This is a genomic window from Streptomyces sp. NPDC044719, assembly GCF_056433405.1.
This window is the reverse complement of sequence record NZ_JBWKHE010000001.1, coordinates 1,151,498-1,166,313: the sequence shown is the minus strand read 5'-3', so window position 1 is coordinate 1,166,313 and position 14,816 is coordinate 1,151,498. Positions and strand designations below refer to the sequence as shown.

At 71.3% G+C, this 14,816-nt stretch carries 17 protein-coding genes; 5 read left to right on the top strand and 12 right to left on the bottom strand.

The features are described from left to right. Positions 1-147 precede the first annotated feature (147 nt). Genes ligA through AC07DF_RS05435 form a run of 5 tightly spaced genes read right to left on the bottom strand, consistent with a single transcriptional unit; the run spans position 148 to position 5,462 of the window. Positions 148-2,343 (bottom strand): NAD-dependent DNA ligase LigA, encoded by a 2,196-nt coding sequence (gene ligA / locus AC07DF_RS05455; protein WP_478967120.1) that lies wholly within the window; start codon positions 2,341-2,343, stop codon positions 148-150. Between the two features lie 15 nt (positions 2,344-2,358). Further along, positions 2,359-3,366 (bottom strand): methionine synthase, encoded by a 1,008-nt coding sequence (locus AC07DF_RS05450; protein ID WP_478967118.1) that lies wholly within the window; start codon positions 3,364-3,366, stop codon positions 2,359-2,361. A gap of 31 nt (positions 3,367-3,397) precedes the next feature. Next, positions 3,398-4,096 (bottom strand): SDR family oxidoreductase, encoded by a 699-nt coding sequence (locus AC07DF_RS05445; RefSeq protein ID WP_478967116.1) that lies wholly within the window; start codon positions 4,094-4,096, stop codon positions 3,398-3,400. A 26-nt stretch (positions 4,097-4,122) separates the two neighbouring features. Next, positions 4,123-4,662, bottom strand: a complete 540-nt coding sequence (locus AC07DF_RS05440) for an LOG family protein (RefSeq protein ID WP_478967114.1) — start codon at positions 4,660-4,662, stop codon at positions 4,123-4,125. Then, positions 4,659-5,462 carry a class I SAM-dependent methyltransferase gene (locus tag AC07DF_RS05435; RefSeq protein WP_478967112.1) on the bottom strand — a complete coding sequence of 268 codons (804 nt, stop codon included), beginning with the start codon at positions 5,460-5,462 and terminating at the stop codon, positions 4,659-4,661. Before AC07DF_RS05435 ends, AC07DF_RS05440 begins: the two co-directional genes overlap by 4 nt. A gap of 80 nt (positions 5,463-5,542) precedes the next feature. On the opposite strand from AC07DF_RS05435, the gene AC07DF_RS05430 reads away from it, so the two are divergent. Then, a complete protein-coding gene (locus AC07DF_RS05430; RefSeq protein ID WP_478967110.1) occupies positions 5,543-5,866 on the top strand; it encodes a DUF427 domain-containing protein in 324 nt (107 codons plus the stop codon). Positions 5,867-5,927: 61 nt separating this feature from the next. Next, the gene (locus AC07DF_RS05425) at positions 5,928-6,710 is read left to right on the top strand and encodes an alpha/beta fold hydrolase (protein WP_478967108.1); all 783 of its coding nucleotides are present in this window, start codon (positions 5,928-5,930) and stop codon (positions 6,708-6,710) included. A 61-nt stretch (positions 6,711-6,771) separates the two neighbouring features. Here AC07DF_RS05425 and mnmA read toward each other — a convergent pair whose 3' ends face one another. Beyond that, positions 6,772-7,902: a tRNA 2-thiouridine(34) synthase MnmA gene (mnmA, locus tag AC07DF_RS05420; protein ID WP_454362887.1), complete on the bottom strand. Its 1,131-nt coding sequence runs from the start codon at positions 7,900-7,902 to the stop codon at positions 6,772-6,774. Positions 7,903-7,962: 60 nt separating this feature from the next. On the opposite strand from mnmA, the gene AC07DF_RS05415 reads away from it, so the two are divergent. Then, on the top strand, positions 7,963-8,628 hold the full coding sequence (locus AC07DF_RS05415) for an N-acetylmuramoyl-L-alanine amidase (protein WP_478967106.1): 666 nt from the start codon (positions 7,963-7,965) through the stop codon (positions 8,626-8,628). 34 nt (positions 8,629-8,662) lie between these two features. On the opposite strand, the gene AC07DF_RS05410 is transcribed toward AC07DF_RS05415, so the two are convergent. The 4 genes from AC07DF_RS05410 to AC07DF_RS05395 form a co-directional block, all read right to left on the bottom strand. Next, on the bottom strand, positions 8,663-9,250 hold the full coding sequence (locus tag AC07DF_RS05410) for a hypothetical protein (RefSeq protein WP_478967104.1): 588 nt from the start codon (positions 9,248-9,250) through the stop codon (positions 8,663-8,665). 8 nt (positions 9,251-9,258) lie between these two features. Beyond that, a complete protein-coding gene (locus AC07DF_RS05405; protein ID WP_478967102.1) occupies positions 9,259-10,428 on the bottom strand; it encodes a cysteine desulfurase family protein in 1,170 nt (389 codons plus the stop codon). Between the two features lie 140 nt (positions 10,429-10,568). Then, positions 10,569-10,835, bottom strand: a complete 267-nt coding sequence (locus AC07DF_RS05400) for a DUF4190 domain-containing protein (protein WP_478967100.1) — start codon at positions 10,833-10,835, stop codon at positions 10,569-10,571. Positions 10,836-10,872: 37 nt separating this feature from the next. Further along, a complete protein-coding gene (locus tag AC07DF_RS05395) occupies positions 10,873-11,040 on the bottom strand; it encodes a hypothetical protein (RefSeq protein ID WP_184598666.1) in 168 nt (55 codons plus the stop codon). 115 nt (positions 11,041-11,155) lie between these two features. Here AC07DF_RS05395 and AC07DF_RS05390 point away from each other — a divergent pair, with 115 nt between their 5' ends. Then, a complete protein-coding gene (locus tag AC07DF_RS05390; protein WP_432966758.1) occupies positions 11,156-11,794 on the top strand; it encodes a TetR family transcriptional regulator in 639 nt (212 codons plus the stop codon). 110 nt (positions 11,795-11,904) lie between these two features. Here the strand turns inward: AC07DF_RS05390 and AC07DF_RS05385 are convergent, their stop codons facing one another. Beyond that, positions 11,905-12,336, bottom strand: coding sequence for a hypothetical protein (locus AC07DF_RS05385; RefSeq protein ID WP_478967098.1), 432 nt, complete (start codon positions 12,334-12,336; stop codon positions 11,905-11,907). A gap of 347 nt (positions 12,337-12,683) precedes the next feature. Here AC07DF_RS05385 and AC07DF_RS05380 point away from each other — a divergent pair, with 347 nt between their 5' ends. Beyond that, positions 12,684-13,856, top strand: coding sequence for an RNA-guided endonuclease InsQ/TnpB family protein (locus tag AC07DF_RS05380; protein ID WP_478967096.1), 1,173 nt, complete (start codon positions 12,684-12,686; stop codon positions 13,854-13,856). Between the two features lie 84 nt (positions 13,857-13,940). Here the strand turns inward: AC07DF_RS05380 and AC07DF_RS05375 are convergent, their stop codons facing one another. After that, the gene (locus AC07DF_RS05375; RefSeq protein WP_478967094.1) at positions 13,941-14,816 is read right to left on the bottom strand and encodes a thioesterase family protein; all 876 of its coding nucleotides are present in this window, start codon (positions 14,814-14,816) and stop codon (positions 13,941-13,943) included.

Sequence of the window (14,816 nt, the reverse complement as noted above, 5' to 3'; positions counted from 1 at the left end):
CCCCGACCGCAGCTGGGCACGGCAGGCGCACATCCTCAACAGTAGGCCGCAGAAGGCTTCCACGGGCAGCGGTCGCGGACGGTTGCCCGAATGCGCCCCGGCCACCCGTATGCATCTGATATGCGCTGAACGGGTGGCCTTCAACCGCTACTCCTCGGCCGAAAGCGCGACTTCGGCCGCCGCGTCCGGTCCCTGCTCCAGCAGGACGCCGAAACCCTCCTCGTTCAGGACCGGCACCTTCAGCTGCATCGCCTTGTCGTATTTCGAACCGGGACTGTCACCCACAACGACGAATGACGTCTTCTTGGAAACCGAGCCGGTCACCTTCGCTCCGCGGCTCTGCAGCGCCTCCTTGGCGCCGTCCCGCGTGAAGTGTTCGAGGGTGCCGGTGACGACGACGGTGAGCCCTTCGAGCGGGCGCGGCCCCTCGTCCTCGCCGGTGCTCTCCTCCTCCATGCGGACGCCGGCGGCCTTCCACTTACGGATGATCTCGCGGTGCCAGTCCTCGGCGAACCACTGCTTGAGGGAGGCGGCGATGGTCGGACCGACGCCCTCGGTGACCGCCAGTTCCTCCTCCGTGGCCTGGTCGATCCGCTCGATCGAGCGGAATTCCCTGGCCAGCGCCTCGGCCGCGACGGGCCCGACGTGACGGATCGACAGGCTGGTGAGGATGCGGGCGAGCGGCCGCTGCTTGGCCGCCGCGATGTTCTCCAGCATGGCGAGCGCGTTCTTGCGGGGGTTGCCCTCCTGGTTCGCGAAGATCGTGGCGACCTTCTCCTCGCCGGTCTTCGGGTCCCGCTTGGGCAGGCCGCTGTCCGAGTCGAGGACGTACGCCTTGATGGGGAGCAACTGGTCGATGGTGAGGTCGAACAGGTCGCCCTCGTCGACGAGCGGCGGGTCCTTCGGCTCCAGCGGCGCGGTGAGGGCCGCCGCCGCCACATAGCCGAAGTGCTCGATGTCCAGCGCCTTGCGGCCCGCGAGATAGAACAGGCGCTCGCGCAACTGGGCCGGGCAGCTGCGGGCGTTCGGGCAGCGCAGGTCGACGTCGCCCTCCTTCATCGGCCGCAGCGCCGTACCGCACTCGGGGCACTCGCTCGGCATCACGAACTCGCGCTCGCTGCCGTCGCGCAGGTCGGCGACCGGCCCGAGGATCTCGGGGATGACGTCACCGGCCTTGCGCAGCACCACGGTGTCGCCGATGAGGACGCCCTTGGCCTTGACGACGTCCTGGTTGTGCAGCGTGGCGAACTCGACCTCGGAGCCGGCGACCGTGACCGGTTCGACCTGGGCGTACGGCGTGACCCGGCCCGTGCGGCCCACGCCCACGCGGATGTTGACGAGCTTGGTGTTGACCTCCTCGGGCGCGTACTTGTACGCGATGGCCCAGCGCGGCGCGCGCGAGGTGGAGCCGAGGCGGCCCTGGAGCGGGATCTGGTCGAGCTTGACGACGACGCCGTCGATCTCCCACTCCACGGAGTGGCGGTTCTCGCCGAAGTACGCGATGAACTCCCGGATGCCGTCGAGGCCGTCGACCACCCGGTTGTGGCCGGAAGTGGGCAGGCCCCAGGTCTTCAGCAGGCCGTAGGCCTCGGAGAGGCGGGTCAGGCCGGTGAAGCCCTCCAGGGCGCCGATGCCGTGGACCACCATGTGCAGGGGGCGGGTGGCGGTGACGCGCGGGTCCTTCTGGCGCAGTGAACCGGCCGCCGCGTTGCGCGGGTTGGCGAAGGGCTTGTCGCCGGCCTCGACCAGTCGGGCGTTGAGCTCCTGGAACTTCTCCATCGGGAAGTAGACCTCGCCGCGGATCTCCACGAGGTCGGGAACGGAGTCGCCCTTGAGGCGCTCGGGGATCTCGGCGATCGTCCGGACGTTCGGCGTGATGTCCTCGCCGGTGCGGCCGTCACCGCGGGTCGCCGCGCGGGTGAGCCGGCCGTGCTCGTAGGTGAGGTTCACGGCGAGGCCGTCGACCTTCAGCTCGCACAGGAAGTGGTAGTCCTGCTCGCCCAGTTCCCTGGCGATGCGCTCCGTCCAGGCGGCCATCTCCTCGTCGTTGAACGTGTTGTCGAGGGAGAGCATGCGCTGACGGTGCTCGACGGCCGTGAACTCCGTCTCGTACGACCCGGAGACCTTCTGGGTCGGCGAGTCCGGGGTGCGCAGCTCCGGATGCTCCTCCTCCATCGCCTCCAGGGAACGCAGCAGCTGGTCGAACTCCGCGTCGCTGACGACGGGAGCGTCCTTCACGTAGTACCGGAAGCGGTGCTCCTCGATCTGCTCAGCGAGGCGCGCGTGCTTCTCCCGTGCCTCGGCGGGCACCGTCGTCGTCTCCGCTTGCTTGTCCCCGGCCACCGTGTCGTCCTCCCGTTACTCTGGGTTGTCCGCGAGAGATCTCGCCGCCCTGACGCAGTGCGCGAGAGCCGTGCGCGCGTACCCCGGGGAGGCCCCTGCGAGTCCGCACGCCGGGGTGACTGTGACCGCCTCCGCGAGAAGCCCCGGTGACAGCCCCAGCCTGCGCCACAGCGTCCTGACACCCATGACGCTACCGGCAGGGTCTGACAATGGGCCCTCCGCGCCGGGGACGACACCGGTGAAGAGCCGGGTGCCGGCCTCCACCGCCTCGCCGATCGCCTCGTCGTCACGCTCGGTGAGCAGGGAGAAGTCGAAGGAGACGGCCGCCGCGCCCGCCCGGCGGAGCAGGGCGAACGGGACGTCCGGTGCGCAGGAGTGGACCACGACCGGCCCGTCGGCGTGCACCCCGACGGCGTCGCGGAGCGTGGCCTCGACGATCTGCCGGTCGACGGCCCGGTGGGTGCGGTAGCCGCTGGCGGTCTTCACCTGGCCGCGCAGCACAGCGGTGAGGGACGGCTCGTCGAACTGGAGCACGAGCTGCGCGCCGGGGATCCGCCGCTGTACCTCCGCGAGATGCAGGCGCAGCCCCTCGGCGAGGGAGGCGGCGAGGTCGCGGCAGGCTCCGGGATCGGAGAGGGCGGCCTCGCCGTTGCGCAGCTCCAGGTTGGCGGCGAGGGTCCAGGGCCCGACGGCCTGGACCTTCAGCGGCCCCTCGTACTCCTGTGTGAACTCCTCCAGCGCGTCGAGGTCCTCGCCGAGCCAGGAGCGGGCCCGTTTGGTGTCCCGGCCGGGCCGGTCCCCGAGGCGCCAGCCGCTGGGCTCCACGCGCGCGTACAGCTCGACGAGCAGTCCGGCGGTCCGCCCGATCATGTCCGCGCCTGGCCCCCTGGCGGGCAGTTCGGGCAGGAAAGGGAAGTCCTCGAAGGTTCCGGTGACGGTTTTGGCGGCTTCTCGGGCGTCGCCGCCCGGCATGGACCCCACACCGGTGGCGGCGCCGAACCTGAACTGGCTGTTTTCACTCACCGGAGAAGCCTACGCAGCGGCTCCGCCGGGGTCAGTTCCCCGGCCGCACCGTCAGGTCGTTGACCTCGGCGTCCCTCGGCAGATCCAGGGCCATCAGGATCGTCGTCGCCACCGACTCGGGGTCGATCCACCGGGAGGCGTCGTACTCCTTGCCCTCCTGCTGGTGCACCTTGGCCTGCATGGGGCCGGCCGTGCGGCCGGGGTAGACCGAGGTGACGCGGACGCCGGCCGCGTGCTCCTCGTGGCGCAGGGAGTCGGCGAGGGCCTTCAGGCCGTGCTTGGAGGCGGCGTACGCGGACCAGCCGGCGTGGGCGTTGAGGCCTGCGCCGGAGTTGACGAAGACCACGTGGCCGCGCGCGACGCGCAGCTGGGGCAGGAAGTGGCGGGTCAGCTCGGCGGGGGCGACGAGGTTGACGTTGAGCTGGTGGCGCCAGGTCTTCGGGGTGAGCTCGCCGACCGGGCCGAGGTCGACCACCCCGGCGATGTTCAGCAGCGAGTCCACGCTTTCGGGCAGCGACTGGTGGGAGAAGGCCCAGGAGAGCTTGTCGGGGTCGGCCAGGTCGCCGACGAGGGTCCGCGCCCCCGGGAACTCGGCCGCCAGCTCCTTCGCCCGGCCCGCGTCGCGCGCGTGCAGCACGAGTTCGTCCCCGCGCGCGTGCAGCCGGCGGGCCACGGCCGCGCCGATGCCGGAGCCCGCTCCGGTGATCACATGAGTAGCCATGCCCGCCATGCTCGCATCAGGGTCAGGGGCCTCGGTCACTCGATGCCGCGGCTCTCCTCCAGGTAGGCCAGGGCACCCACCGGCTCCTCCGCGAAGAACACCAGGTCGGTGAGCGGGCGGGGGAGGAAGCCCTCGTCCTCCATGCGGCGGAACTGCTCCTTCAGACCGTCGTAGAAGCCGGCGGTGTTGAGGAGCACGACCGGCTTGTCCGTGTGGCCGTGCTTCTTCAGTTCCAGGATCTCGGTCGCCTCGTCGAGGGTGCCCGTGCCGCCCACCATGATGACCACGGCGTCGGCCTTCTCCAGGAGGAGCTTCTTGCGTTCGGCGAGGTCCTCGGCGACGACCATCTCGTCGACGCCCGGGCGGGCCTTCGCCGAGAGGAATTTCACGGAGACGCCGGTGAGCCGGCCGCCCGCCTCCTGCACCCCGTCGGCGACCACCTTCATGAGGCCGACGTCCGAGCCGCCCCACACGAGGGTGTGTCCGCCCTTGCCCAGCAGGGTGGCGAACTCCCGCGCGGGCCGGGTGTAGCGCTCGTCGAGGTCGGCGGCGGAGAGGAAGACACAGATGTTCATGAGCCCACCGTACGGGCACGGTCGGGCGCCGTGGTGACCCGCATTTTGGACTGCCGGTGCGGGAGTTCCTCCCAGTCGTCCATGAACCGGGCGTTCAGGCCGTGCTTCGCGGCGAGTTCGGTCAGCGTCCGGGTCCGGTAGTAGAAGTCCTCGTGGAGCACCTGGTGCTCCACGCCCTCGGTGCGGTCGAACGTGAAGTCGAAGAAGCCGCCGGGCGCGAGGATCCGGCCGACGTGGGCGAAGCACTCCTCTATGACGTGCGGAGGCGAGTGCGAGAAGACGCTGTGCGCGTGCACGACGTCGAAGTGCGCGTCGGGCAGGAAGGCGAAGGTGAGGTCGTCGGCGAGCGCCAGGTAGGGCATTTTGGACTGGAGGCCCTCGGACACCAGGGTGTCCTGGGCGGCGAGCAGGATGTGCGGCGAGATGTCGATGCCGTAGTAGTGGCCCGCCTCGAGGTGGTCGATGAACAGGCGTCCGGCGCGCAGATTGCCGCAGCCGATCTCCAGCATCCGGTGCTGCGGCTGGAGGCCGTGCCCCACCAGGTAGTCGAACTGCATGCGCCCGATCCGCGTCCACGCCTCGCGGGAGGGGTTGTGCCCGACCGCCGCCTCCGCGCTGCGGGCGGCGTCGGAGGCCATGACGGCGCGGTAGTAGGAAATATGGTCGCGGTAGCGCAGCCGCAGCCAGGCGTCCCGCGCCGCGCGCCGGGCGTGCGCCGGTACCCGCCCCGGGTGGCGCAGGGCATACCTGACCTGGTGGGCCAGGGTGCTGCGGTTTCCGGCCGGTTCTGCTGCTCGCATGGAAGCCTCCTGCGGCGAGGGAAGAACTCCGCTACAGCGTGCGCTGTATCGAGGGACTCGGCTACCCAAGGAGGGCGATCGTGACCAGAGGGCACCGCATCACCGTCGAACCGAGCGGGCGGCACGTGCGCGTGGTGCACGGCGGACAGATTCTGGCGGAGAGTGACCGGTCGCTGGTCCTGCGCGAGACGGGCTGTCCCGAGCGGTACTACATCCCGGCCGAGGACGTACGCCTGGACCTGCTCACACCGTCCGGCACCCGGACGCACTGCCCCTTCAAGGGCGACGCCTCCTACTGGTCGCTGCCGGGCGCGGCGGACCTCGTGTGGGCGTATCCGGACCCCGAGCCGGACGTCGCGGAGATCAAGGACCACCTGTGCTTCTACGAGGTCGAAGTGATGTGATCGGCTGACGCACGGCCCGCCTCACCGATGAAAACCCTGCCGTGCGGCAGTCTGCGTGAGCATGGACAAGAAGATCCTTTCGCGCGACGGCACCCGCATCGCCTACGAGGGCACCGGACAGGGCCCCGCGGTCGTCCTGGTGAGCGGCGCGATGTCGACGGGCGGCACCCTGGCGCCGCTGGCCGTGTCGCTCTCGGAGCGCTTCCAGGCCGTGGTGTACGACCGGCGGGGCCGCGGTGCCAGCGGGGACACCGCGCCGTACGCCGTGGAGCGTGAGCTCGAGGACCTGGCGGCGGTCATCGAGGCGGTGGGCGGCGAGGCGCTCCTGTACGGCATCTCGTCGGGCGGGGCGCTGGCCCTGGAGGCGGCGGCGAGCGGACTGCCGGTGCGCCGTGTCGCGGTGTACGAGACACCGTTCGCGATGTCCGAGGAGGGCGCCGAGGAGCGCGCGGAGTACACCCGGCGGCTGACGGAGGCGCTCGGCGAGGGACGGCGCGGGGACGCGGTCGAGCTGTTCCTGCGGCTGACCGGCCTGGCCGAGGGGGTGATCCAGGGGGCCCGCCAGTCCCCCATGTGGGCCGGCATGGAGTCGATCGCCGCGAGCCTCGCCTACGACGACGCCGTCATGCGCGACGGCCGGGTCCCCCGCGACCGGCTGGCCGCGGTGGGCGTCCCCGTCCTGGCGGTCGCGGGCGACGCGAGCCCCGCCTGGCTGCGCGAGGCGGCCCGGGCGATCGCGGACTCGGTCCCGACGGGTTCGTACCGCACGCTCCAGGGCCAGACGCACATGGTCGAGCCGAACGTGCTGGCGCCGGTGCTGACGGAGTTCTTCCTGCAGGGCTGACGGGTCCGGCCGGGAGCGCGTGCCAGGCGTCGCGGGGCAGGCGGGACTTCACGGGCCCGGTCTAGGCCACGCCCGCCGTCGCCCGGGTCGTCGAGGCGATCGTCGCCGAGCCCACCACGCGCGTGCCGTCGTACAGCACGATCGCCTGGCCGGGGGCGACGCCGCGGACCGGCTCGGTGAAGGTGACCTCCAGGGAGCCGTCGACGAGTTCGGCACGCACCTCGGTCTCGCCGCCGTGGGCGCGGAGCTGGGCCGTGTAGGTGCCGGGGCCGGTGGGGGCGGCGCCGCACCAGCGCGGCTTGATCGCGGTCAGGGCGCTGACGTCCAGCGCGGCGGCCGGGCCGACCGTGACCGTGTTGTCCACCGGGGAGATGTCGAGGACGTAGCGGGGCTTGCCGTCGGGGGCCGGGGTGCCGATGCGCAGGCCCTTGCGCTGGCCGATGGTGAAGCCGTAGGCGCCCTCGTGCGTGCCGATCCGGTTGCCGGACTCGTCGACGATGTCGCCCTCGGACCTGCCGAGCCGGTTGGCCAGAAAGCCCTGGGTGTCGCCGTCGGCGATGAAGCAGATGTCGTGCGAGTCGGGCTTCTTGGCGACCGCCAGGTCGCGGCGCTCGGCCTCCGCGCGGATCTCGTCCTTCGTGGTGACCGTGTCGCCGAGGGGGAAGAGCGCGTGGGCGAGCTGCCGGTCGTCGAGCACGCCGAGGACGTACGACTGGTCCTTGGCCATGTCGGAGGCGCGGTGCAGCTCACGGGTGCCGTCGGCGAGCGTGACGACCTTGGCGTAGTGGCCGGTGCACACCGCGTCGAAGCCCAGCGCGAGCGCCTTGTCGAGGAGCGCGGCGAACTTGATCTTCTCGTTGCAGCGCAGGCAGGGGTTGGGGGTGCGGCCGGCCTCGTACTCGGCGACGAAGTCCTCGACGACGTCCTCGCGGAAGCGGTCGGCGAGGTCCCAGACGTAGAACGGGATGCCGATGACGTCCGCGGCGCGGCGGGCGTCGCGCGAGTCCTCGATGGTGCAGCAGCCGCGCGCGCCCGTCCGGAAGGATTGGGGGTTGGCGGAGAGCGCGAGGTGGACGCCGGTCACGTCGTGGCCGGCCTCGGCCGCGCGGGCGGCGGCGACGGCGGAGTCGACGCCGCCGGACATGGCGGCCAGGACGCGGAGCGGGCGGGAGCGCTGCGGGGTTTCAGTCATAACCCCTCCAGGGTAAAGGGGCGCGGGAACCAGGGCTCGCGGGTATCCGTTGACGATCACATGGGACAGCGGAAGGCTTCGAAGGACGGCGACCGGAAGGTCGGGCGCCGCGCGCTGCTGATCGGCGGGGCGGCGGCAGCGGCGGGCACGGGCGCGCTGGCCCGGGACGAGCTCGCGCGGCTGTGGTGGCGGACTCCGGGCGTGGAGAAGCCGCGCAAGGCGGGCGAGGTCGACTACACGGATGCCCGCTGGGTGGCGGCGTCGGAGGCGAACTGGCGCCGGGCGGACCGCCCCGACGACTTCGGCATAGACATGGTGATCGTCCATGTCACGCAGGGCAGCTTCGACAGCGCGGTGAAGGCCTTCCAGGACCCGGGGCACAAGGCGGCCACGCACTACATCGTCCGCCAGGACGGGCACGTCACGCAGATGATCCGCGAGCTGGACGTGGCCTACCACGCGGGCAACCGCGACTACAACGAACGCAGTGTCGGCATCGAGCACGAGGGCTTCGTGGACCGCCCGCAGGACCTCACGGAAGAGATGTACGAAGCCTCCGCCCGCCTCACGGCCCGCATCTGCGCGCGCTACGACATCCCCGTGGACCGCGAACACATCATCGGCCACGTGGAGGTCCCGGGCACGGACCACACGGACCCGGGGCCGCACTGGGACTGGGACAAGTACATGCGGCTGGTGCGCGAGGCGCGAACAGGGCGGGCTTGATCCGGATACCGGCCCGGGCACTCGCCCCAGGGCGTCAGGCCGGCCCCACGAACACGTCCAGCAGGTTCGACGACCTGCTGATGAAGGCGCGAACGGCCCCACCACGAGTGAGATTACGGGTGTTGACACCGCACATCACCGCGGCCAGGGCGAGGTCGGTGGCGTCGGCCGGACCCAGGACGGTGAACGTGGCCTTCTTCCGTGCGCCCCTGCCGTGCCGCCGGGTCCGGATCTCCACACCGTTGCGGATCAGGGCCCGGTCGCGGTGCCGGGCGCTGGTCGCGAGGTAGCGGTACTCCCGCCCGGCGACCTGCATCCGCAGCGCCCGTCCGGCTCGGGTCTGGGCCCAGCGGTTGCGCTTGAGCCGGATGCCGTCCCCGGCGACGCTGAGCTGCGCCGACAGGAGCGAGGGCTTTCGTCCGTAGGCCCAGCCGTCGAACGAGATGGTGGGCACGTTGTCCCCCTTGACCTCGGTGACGTGACGGTCGCCGTGCCGCCGCGCCGGGTAGATCACCTCGATCTTCCCGAACGGCCCTGCCGTCCCCCGGTACCCGAACGTCCAGAACACCCGATGCCCCGAGCGATCCTCCCAGCGGTCCAGGGTGTACGTGTGCTGCTGCATGGTTCCTCTCAGGTCAGCCCCGCCGCCCGTGCCCGTTCCACCGCTGGGCCTATGGCCTTCGCGAGGGCCTTGATGTCGGACTCGGTGGAGGTGTGGCCGAGGGAGAAGCGGAGGGTGCCGCGGGCGAGGTCGGGGTCGGTGCCGGTGGCGAGGAGGACGTGGCTGGGCTGGGCGACGCCGGCGGTGCAGGCGGAGCCCGTGGAGCATTCGATGCCCTGCGCGTCGAGCAGGAGCAGCAGGGAGTCGCCCTCGCAGCCGGGGAACGTGAAGTGCGCGTTGGCGGGGAGGCGGCCCTCCGGTGCGGGATCGCCGCCGAGGATCGCGTCCGGTACGGCCGAGCGGACGGCGGTGACCAGGGCGTCGCGCAGGGCGCCGATCTCGCGGGCGAACCACTCGCGCTGCTCGGCGGCCAGCCGGCCGGCGACCGCGAAGGAGGCGATGGCGGGTACGTCGAGGGTGCCGGAGCGCACATGGCGTTCCTGGCCACCGCCGTGCAGGACCGGTACGGGGGCGTGCTCGCGGCCGAGGAGCAGCGCGCCGATGCCGTAGGGGCCGCCGATCTTGTGGCCGGACACCGTCATCGCGGCGAGGCCGGAGGCGGCGAAGTCCACGGGGATCTGGCCGAAGGCCTGGACGGCGTCCGAGTGCAGGGGGACGCCGAACTCGGCGGCCACGTCGGCGAGTTCGCGGATCGGCAGGATCGTCCCGATCTCGTTGTTCGCCCACATGACGGTGGCGAGGGCCACGTCGCCGGGGTCGCGGGCGATCGCCTCGCGCAGGGCGTCCGGGTGGACGCGGCCGTGGGCGTCGACCGGCAGGTACTCGATGGTGGCGCCCTCGTGTTCGCCGAGCCAGTGGACGGCGTCGAGGACGGCGTGGTGCTCGACGGGGCTGGCGAGGACGCGGGTGCGGGCCGGGTCGGCGTCGCGGCGTGACCAGTACAGGCCCTTGACGGCGAGGTTGTCGGCCTCCGTGCCGCCCGAGGTGAAGACGACCTCGCTGGGGCGGGCGCCGAGGGCTTCGGCGAGGGTCTCGCGGGCCTCCTCGACGGTACGGCGGGCCTGCCTGCCGGATGCGTGGAGGGAGGAGGCGTTGCCGGTGGCACCCAGGTGCGCGGTGAGCGCCTCTGCCGCCTCCGGAAGCATCGGGGTGGTCGCGGCGTGGTCGAGGTAAGCCATGGTGAGCCCGATTCTACGGCTCTGGTTCCACGGGCCTCAGAGCAAGGTTGGCCGAACGTGAACCGCTTTCCCGCGCGGCTGCGGCCCGTCGTCCCCGGGCCCGGCCGCGCCGTGTCGGCGCACGGTCGTCCGACAGCGGCTCAGAAGCTCCAGGAGATCGAGTTGTCGAACTGCATGAACGCCGCCAGCACCAGCAGGTCGGCGATGCCCAGGCCCAGGCCGAGGTAGGCGCGGCCGGGGCGCGCGGTGCCGCGCCACAGGGCGACGCTCGCCAGCACGATGGCGGTCGGGCCGAGGAAGAGGTTGAGGACGAGCAGGCCGAGCAGGCCGAGGACGAAGGACGCGACGGCCATGCCGTCGGTGTCGCGGATACCGGTGCGGCGCGTGGCCGGAGCGGTGAGCTGCATGATGATCGACTCCCAGTCGGGTCGGCGGGGCGGGTGGTCAGTGGGCCTGCGTGTGGCGCCGGCGGCTGTGGCGCTCGCGGATCGCGAAGATGCCGAGCCAGGCGGCGATGACCACGCCGGCGGCGACGGAGAAGGTGAGCGGCGCATGGGCCACGGTGCCCAGCACGACCCCCAGCAGCAGGAGTGCGGCGACGATGAACAGCATGGGAAAAGCCCCCAGGGTTTCGGTGAACGGTTGTGGTTACAGTTGTTCACTGACTTCCCAGTCTAGCCCCTCCTATGACTTTCCAATTCCAGAGAACAGTTGTTAACTGCATGGTATGAGTCACACCCTCGGCATCCGGCAGGCCCAGAAACAGAAGACCCGGCAGGCACTCCTGGACGCGGCCCTGGGGCTGCTGGAGGAGCAGAGCCTGAGCAGCCTCGGGCTGCGCGAGGTCACGCGCGCCGTCGGTGTCGCCCCGACGGCCTTCTACCGGCACTTCCGCTCCACGGCGGATCTGGGCGTGGCCCTGGTCGAGGAGGCGCTGGGCAGCCTGCACCCGATGATCCGGACGACGGTGTCCGCGACCGGCGACCACGAGGAACGCATCACGCGCGCCATCGAGCTGATCGCCCGTCACGTCGACGGGTACCCCGCACATGTCCGGTTCATCGCCCGTGAACGCCATGGCGGAGTCCAGCCGGTACGGGAGGCGATACGGGAGCAACTGGCCCGTTTCGCGCGAGAGGTCAAGGACGAGCTGGCCAAGGACTCGGTGTCCGAGGGCTGGACCGAGGACGACCTGCTGATGCTCGCGCACCTCTACGTCGACCAGATGCTGATCACGGCGTCGCTCTTCCTGGAGGCACTGGAAGGCCCGGAGAAGGAGCGTGCGGAGCGGACTCGGCACGTCACACAGGTGGCGACCCGCCAGATGCGGCTGATCGGCCTCGGCCGCCACCACTGGCTGGACTGACACCCGGCGCGCAACGCAGCGGGGCGGCACGCCCGTTCGCCGAGCGCGCCGCCCCTGCCGTATTCCGGAGGGCCCTGGCCGTCCCCTCCCCCACCCCTGCGCCCCTGCGCCTACTGCTCCTTCTGCGCCTGCGGAGTCTGCTGCCCCTGCCCGCCCGAGGCCTGACCGCCGCCCGGAGCACCGCAGCCGCCGCCCCGCCCGCCGCCGGGGCCGCCCTGGCCGCCGGCCTGAGCGCCGCCCGGCGCGCCACTGGGCGCACCCGAAGGCGCCCCGGACGGCACACCCGAGGGTTTGGCACCCCCGGAAGCGGCGCCCGAAGGCGCCCCGGAGGCAGCCCCCGAGGGCTTACCGGAAGGAAAGCCCGACGGAGCCCCGGAAGGGGCACCCGAAGGCGCCCCCGACGGCGCCTGGCAGGCCTGCTGCTGTCCGGAGCCGCCGCCGCTGTTCGAGGACGACGAGGAGTCGCCCGAGCCGCAGGCCACCAGGGCGAGGGGCGAGAACGTCAGCAGGGCCACGGCAGGGAGGAGACGAGCACGCTTCATGAGAGACAGCTCCAGGGAAGATGAGGAAGTCCTGAGGCGAGCACTCAACCAACGCCACCCAGGACCACCCTCTGCGCACCCTGGGACCTGCCTGTCAGCAGGGCGGAGTTCAGCGTGTTCTTGCGAGGAACCCCGGGCGTTCACGCCCGGGAGGAATCGCATCTGCTGGTGGCGGTGCGGAGCACCGCGGAATCGGGCCGGAGGCGACAGGGTCGCGAAGCGGCCAGGTGACTTCCCGGCGGAGCGGCCGGCTGGCTGTGGCCGGGACGGGGGGGGCTGGTCGCTCGTTCGGGTGAGGGCATGGGAACACCCGGCGGCTGCCCGTACAGGTGTGTACGTTCATGGCCATGAAGCTGGTAGTGCGGGTCAAGCTCCTGCCGACGCCCGTACAGGCGGCGGCACTTGAGGCGACCTTGCATGCCTGCAACGAGGCCGCCACGTGGGCCGCCCATATCGCCTTCGAGGAGAAGGCGGCCAAACCCCTGGCCCTGCGCAAGCACACCTATCAGCAGATCAAGACCCGGTGGAATCTGGGTGCGCAGGCCGCCCAGCACGCGATCAAGAAGACCTGCGACGCCTACACCACGCTGCGCGCCAACCTCCGTAACGGTAACTACGGCAGGCCCGGCTCCAAGCGGTATGAGAAGGCGGCCGGCAAGCCGGTCACCTTCCGCGCGGACGCCGCGCAGCCTTACGACGACCGGATGCTGTCGTGGCAGCACAAGCAGCGCACGGTGTCGGTCTGGACCACGGCCGGGCGGATGAAGAACGTCGCGTTCACCGGCGAGCCGGGGCAGCTGGCGATGGTTGCCGCGCACCGCAAAGGTGAGTCCGATCTGCTGTGCCGGGGCGGGCAGTGGTATCTGCTGGTGACCTGCGACATCGCCGAGGCCGAGGTGAACGCACACCCGGTGGGGTTCGTCGGGGTGGACCTGGGCATCGTCAACATCGCCACCACCTCCACCGGCAAACGACACAGCGGACGCCGCCTGAACCGGCGCCGTGAAGCGGACCGGAAACTGCGCACCAAGCTGCAGAAGAAGGACACCAAGTCCGCCAAGCGGCGGGCGAAGAAGCACGCGGGCAAGGAGAAACGCCGGGCCCGCGACATCAACCACAAGATCAGCAAGCGCATCGTGGTGGAGGCTCAACGCACCGGCCACGGCATCGCCCTGGAAGTATTGACGGGCATCCGTGAACGGGCACGGCTGAGAAAGCCCCAGCGCGTCACGCTGCACTCCTGGTCGTTTCACCAACTCGACGCGTTCATCGCCTACAAGGCCAAACGCGCCGGGGTCCCGGTTGTATACGTCGATCCGGCGTATACCAGCCGGGAATGCTCCCGCTGTCATCACATCGAGAAAGCCAACCGGCCCTCCCAGGCCCTGTTCATCTGCCGGTCGTGCGGCTTCGCTGAGCACGCCGACCACAACGCGTCCCACAACATCAGCCACCGCGGCTGGTACGCGTGGGTCCGCGGGGCCGAGTCACAGGCCCCTGCCCTCACTCTCATCGCCTGACCGGCGACAACATCGAGAGGGAGAGCTGGACGCAGCCGCGGCCACCGAAGCCATCGGTGAACCCGAGCAGCAAGCCCGGGACTTTCAGGCCCGGGTAGTTGACCCGAGCCTGACCCGGGCGAGCTGACGGGACTGGGCGACCAGCCGGTCGGCGCTGTCCCAGACCTCGGCGTCCTCCTCCAGGAAGCCGCCGGCCAGGTTGCGCGTGGTGATCGAGACGCGCAGGGGGCCCGGCGCGGGGCGGCAGCGGACGTGCACGGTCAGCTCGACCGTGGGGACCCAGCCCTTGATCCCGATCTCGAAGGCGGTGGGCGGCAGGGCGTCCACCGCGAGCAGCAGGGAGAGCGGGTCGTGGTCGCGGCCGTCCGCGAGCCCGAACCAGGCGCGCATCTCGCCCTTGCCGGACGGCTGCCCGAGGGCCCAGCCCAGCGTCGACGGGTCGAGCTTGAGCATCAGGCGGTCGGCGATGGCCGAGCTGCCGTCGACGGGCGCCGGCCCGTCCTCGGGCCCGAAGCAGTGCTCCATGGGCGGGATCGCGGGCGGCTCGGCCGTCGTACGGACGTCGTCGGGCAGGGCGTCCAGGTCGCCGTAGGAGGCGAGGACGCGGATGCGCTCGACCTCGCGGCCCTCGTCGTCGTACTGGAAGAGGGAGGCCTGGCCGGTCGACAGGGTGCGGCCGGTGCGGACGACGTCCGTGCGGACGACCGCGGGGCCGGGCTGAGACGCGGTCAGGTAGTGCGCCGAGATGGTGAACGGGTCGGCGTGCGGCAGGGCGTCCGCGAGCGCGCGACCCAGGACGGCCAGCAGGTAGCCGCCGTTGACGGCGCTGATGATCGTCCAGCCGGCGGAGAGGTCGATGTCGTAGACGCCGGGTGCGCGCGGGGTCAGCGCGGTGTCGCGGTCGAACTCGCTGTCGCCGATCGTGGCCCGGACGGCCGGGGCGGTGGCTGCTTCTGGCAT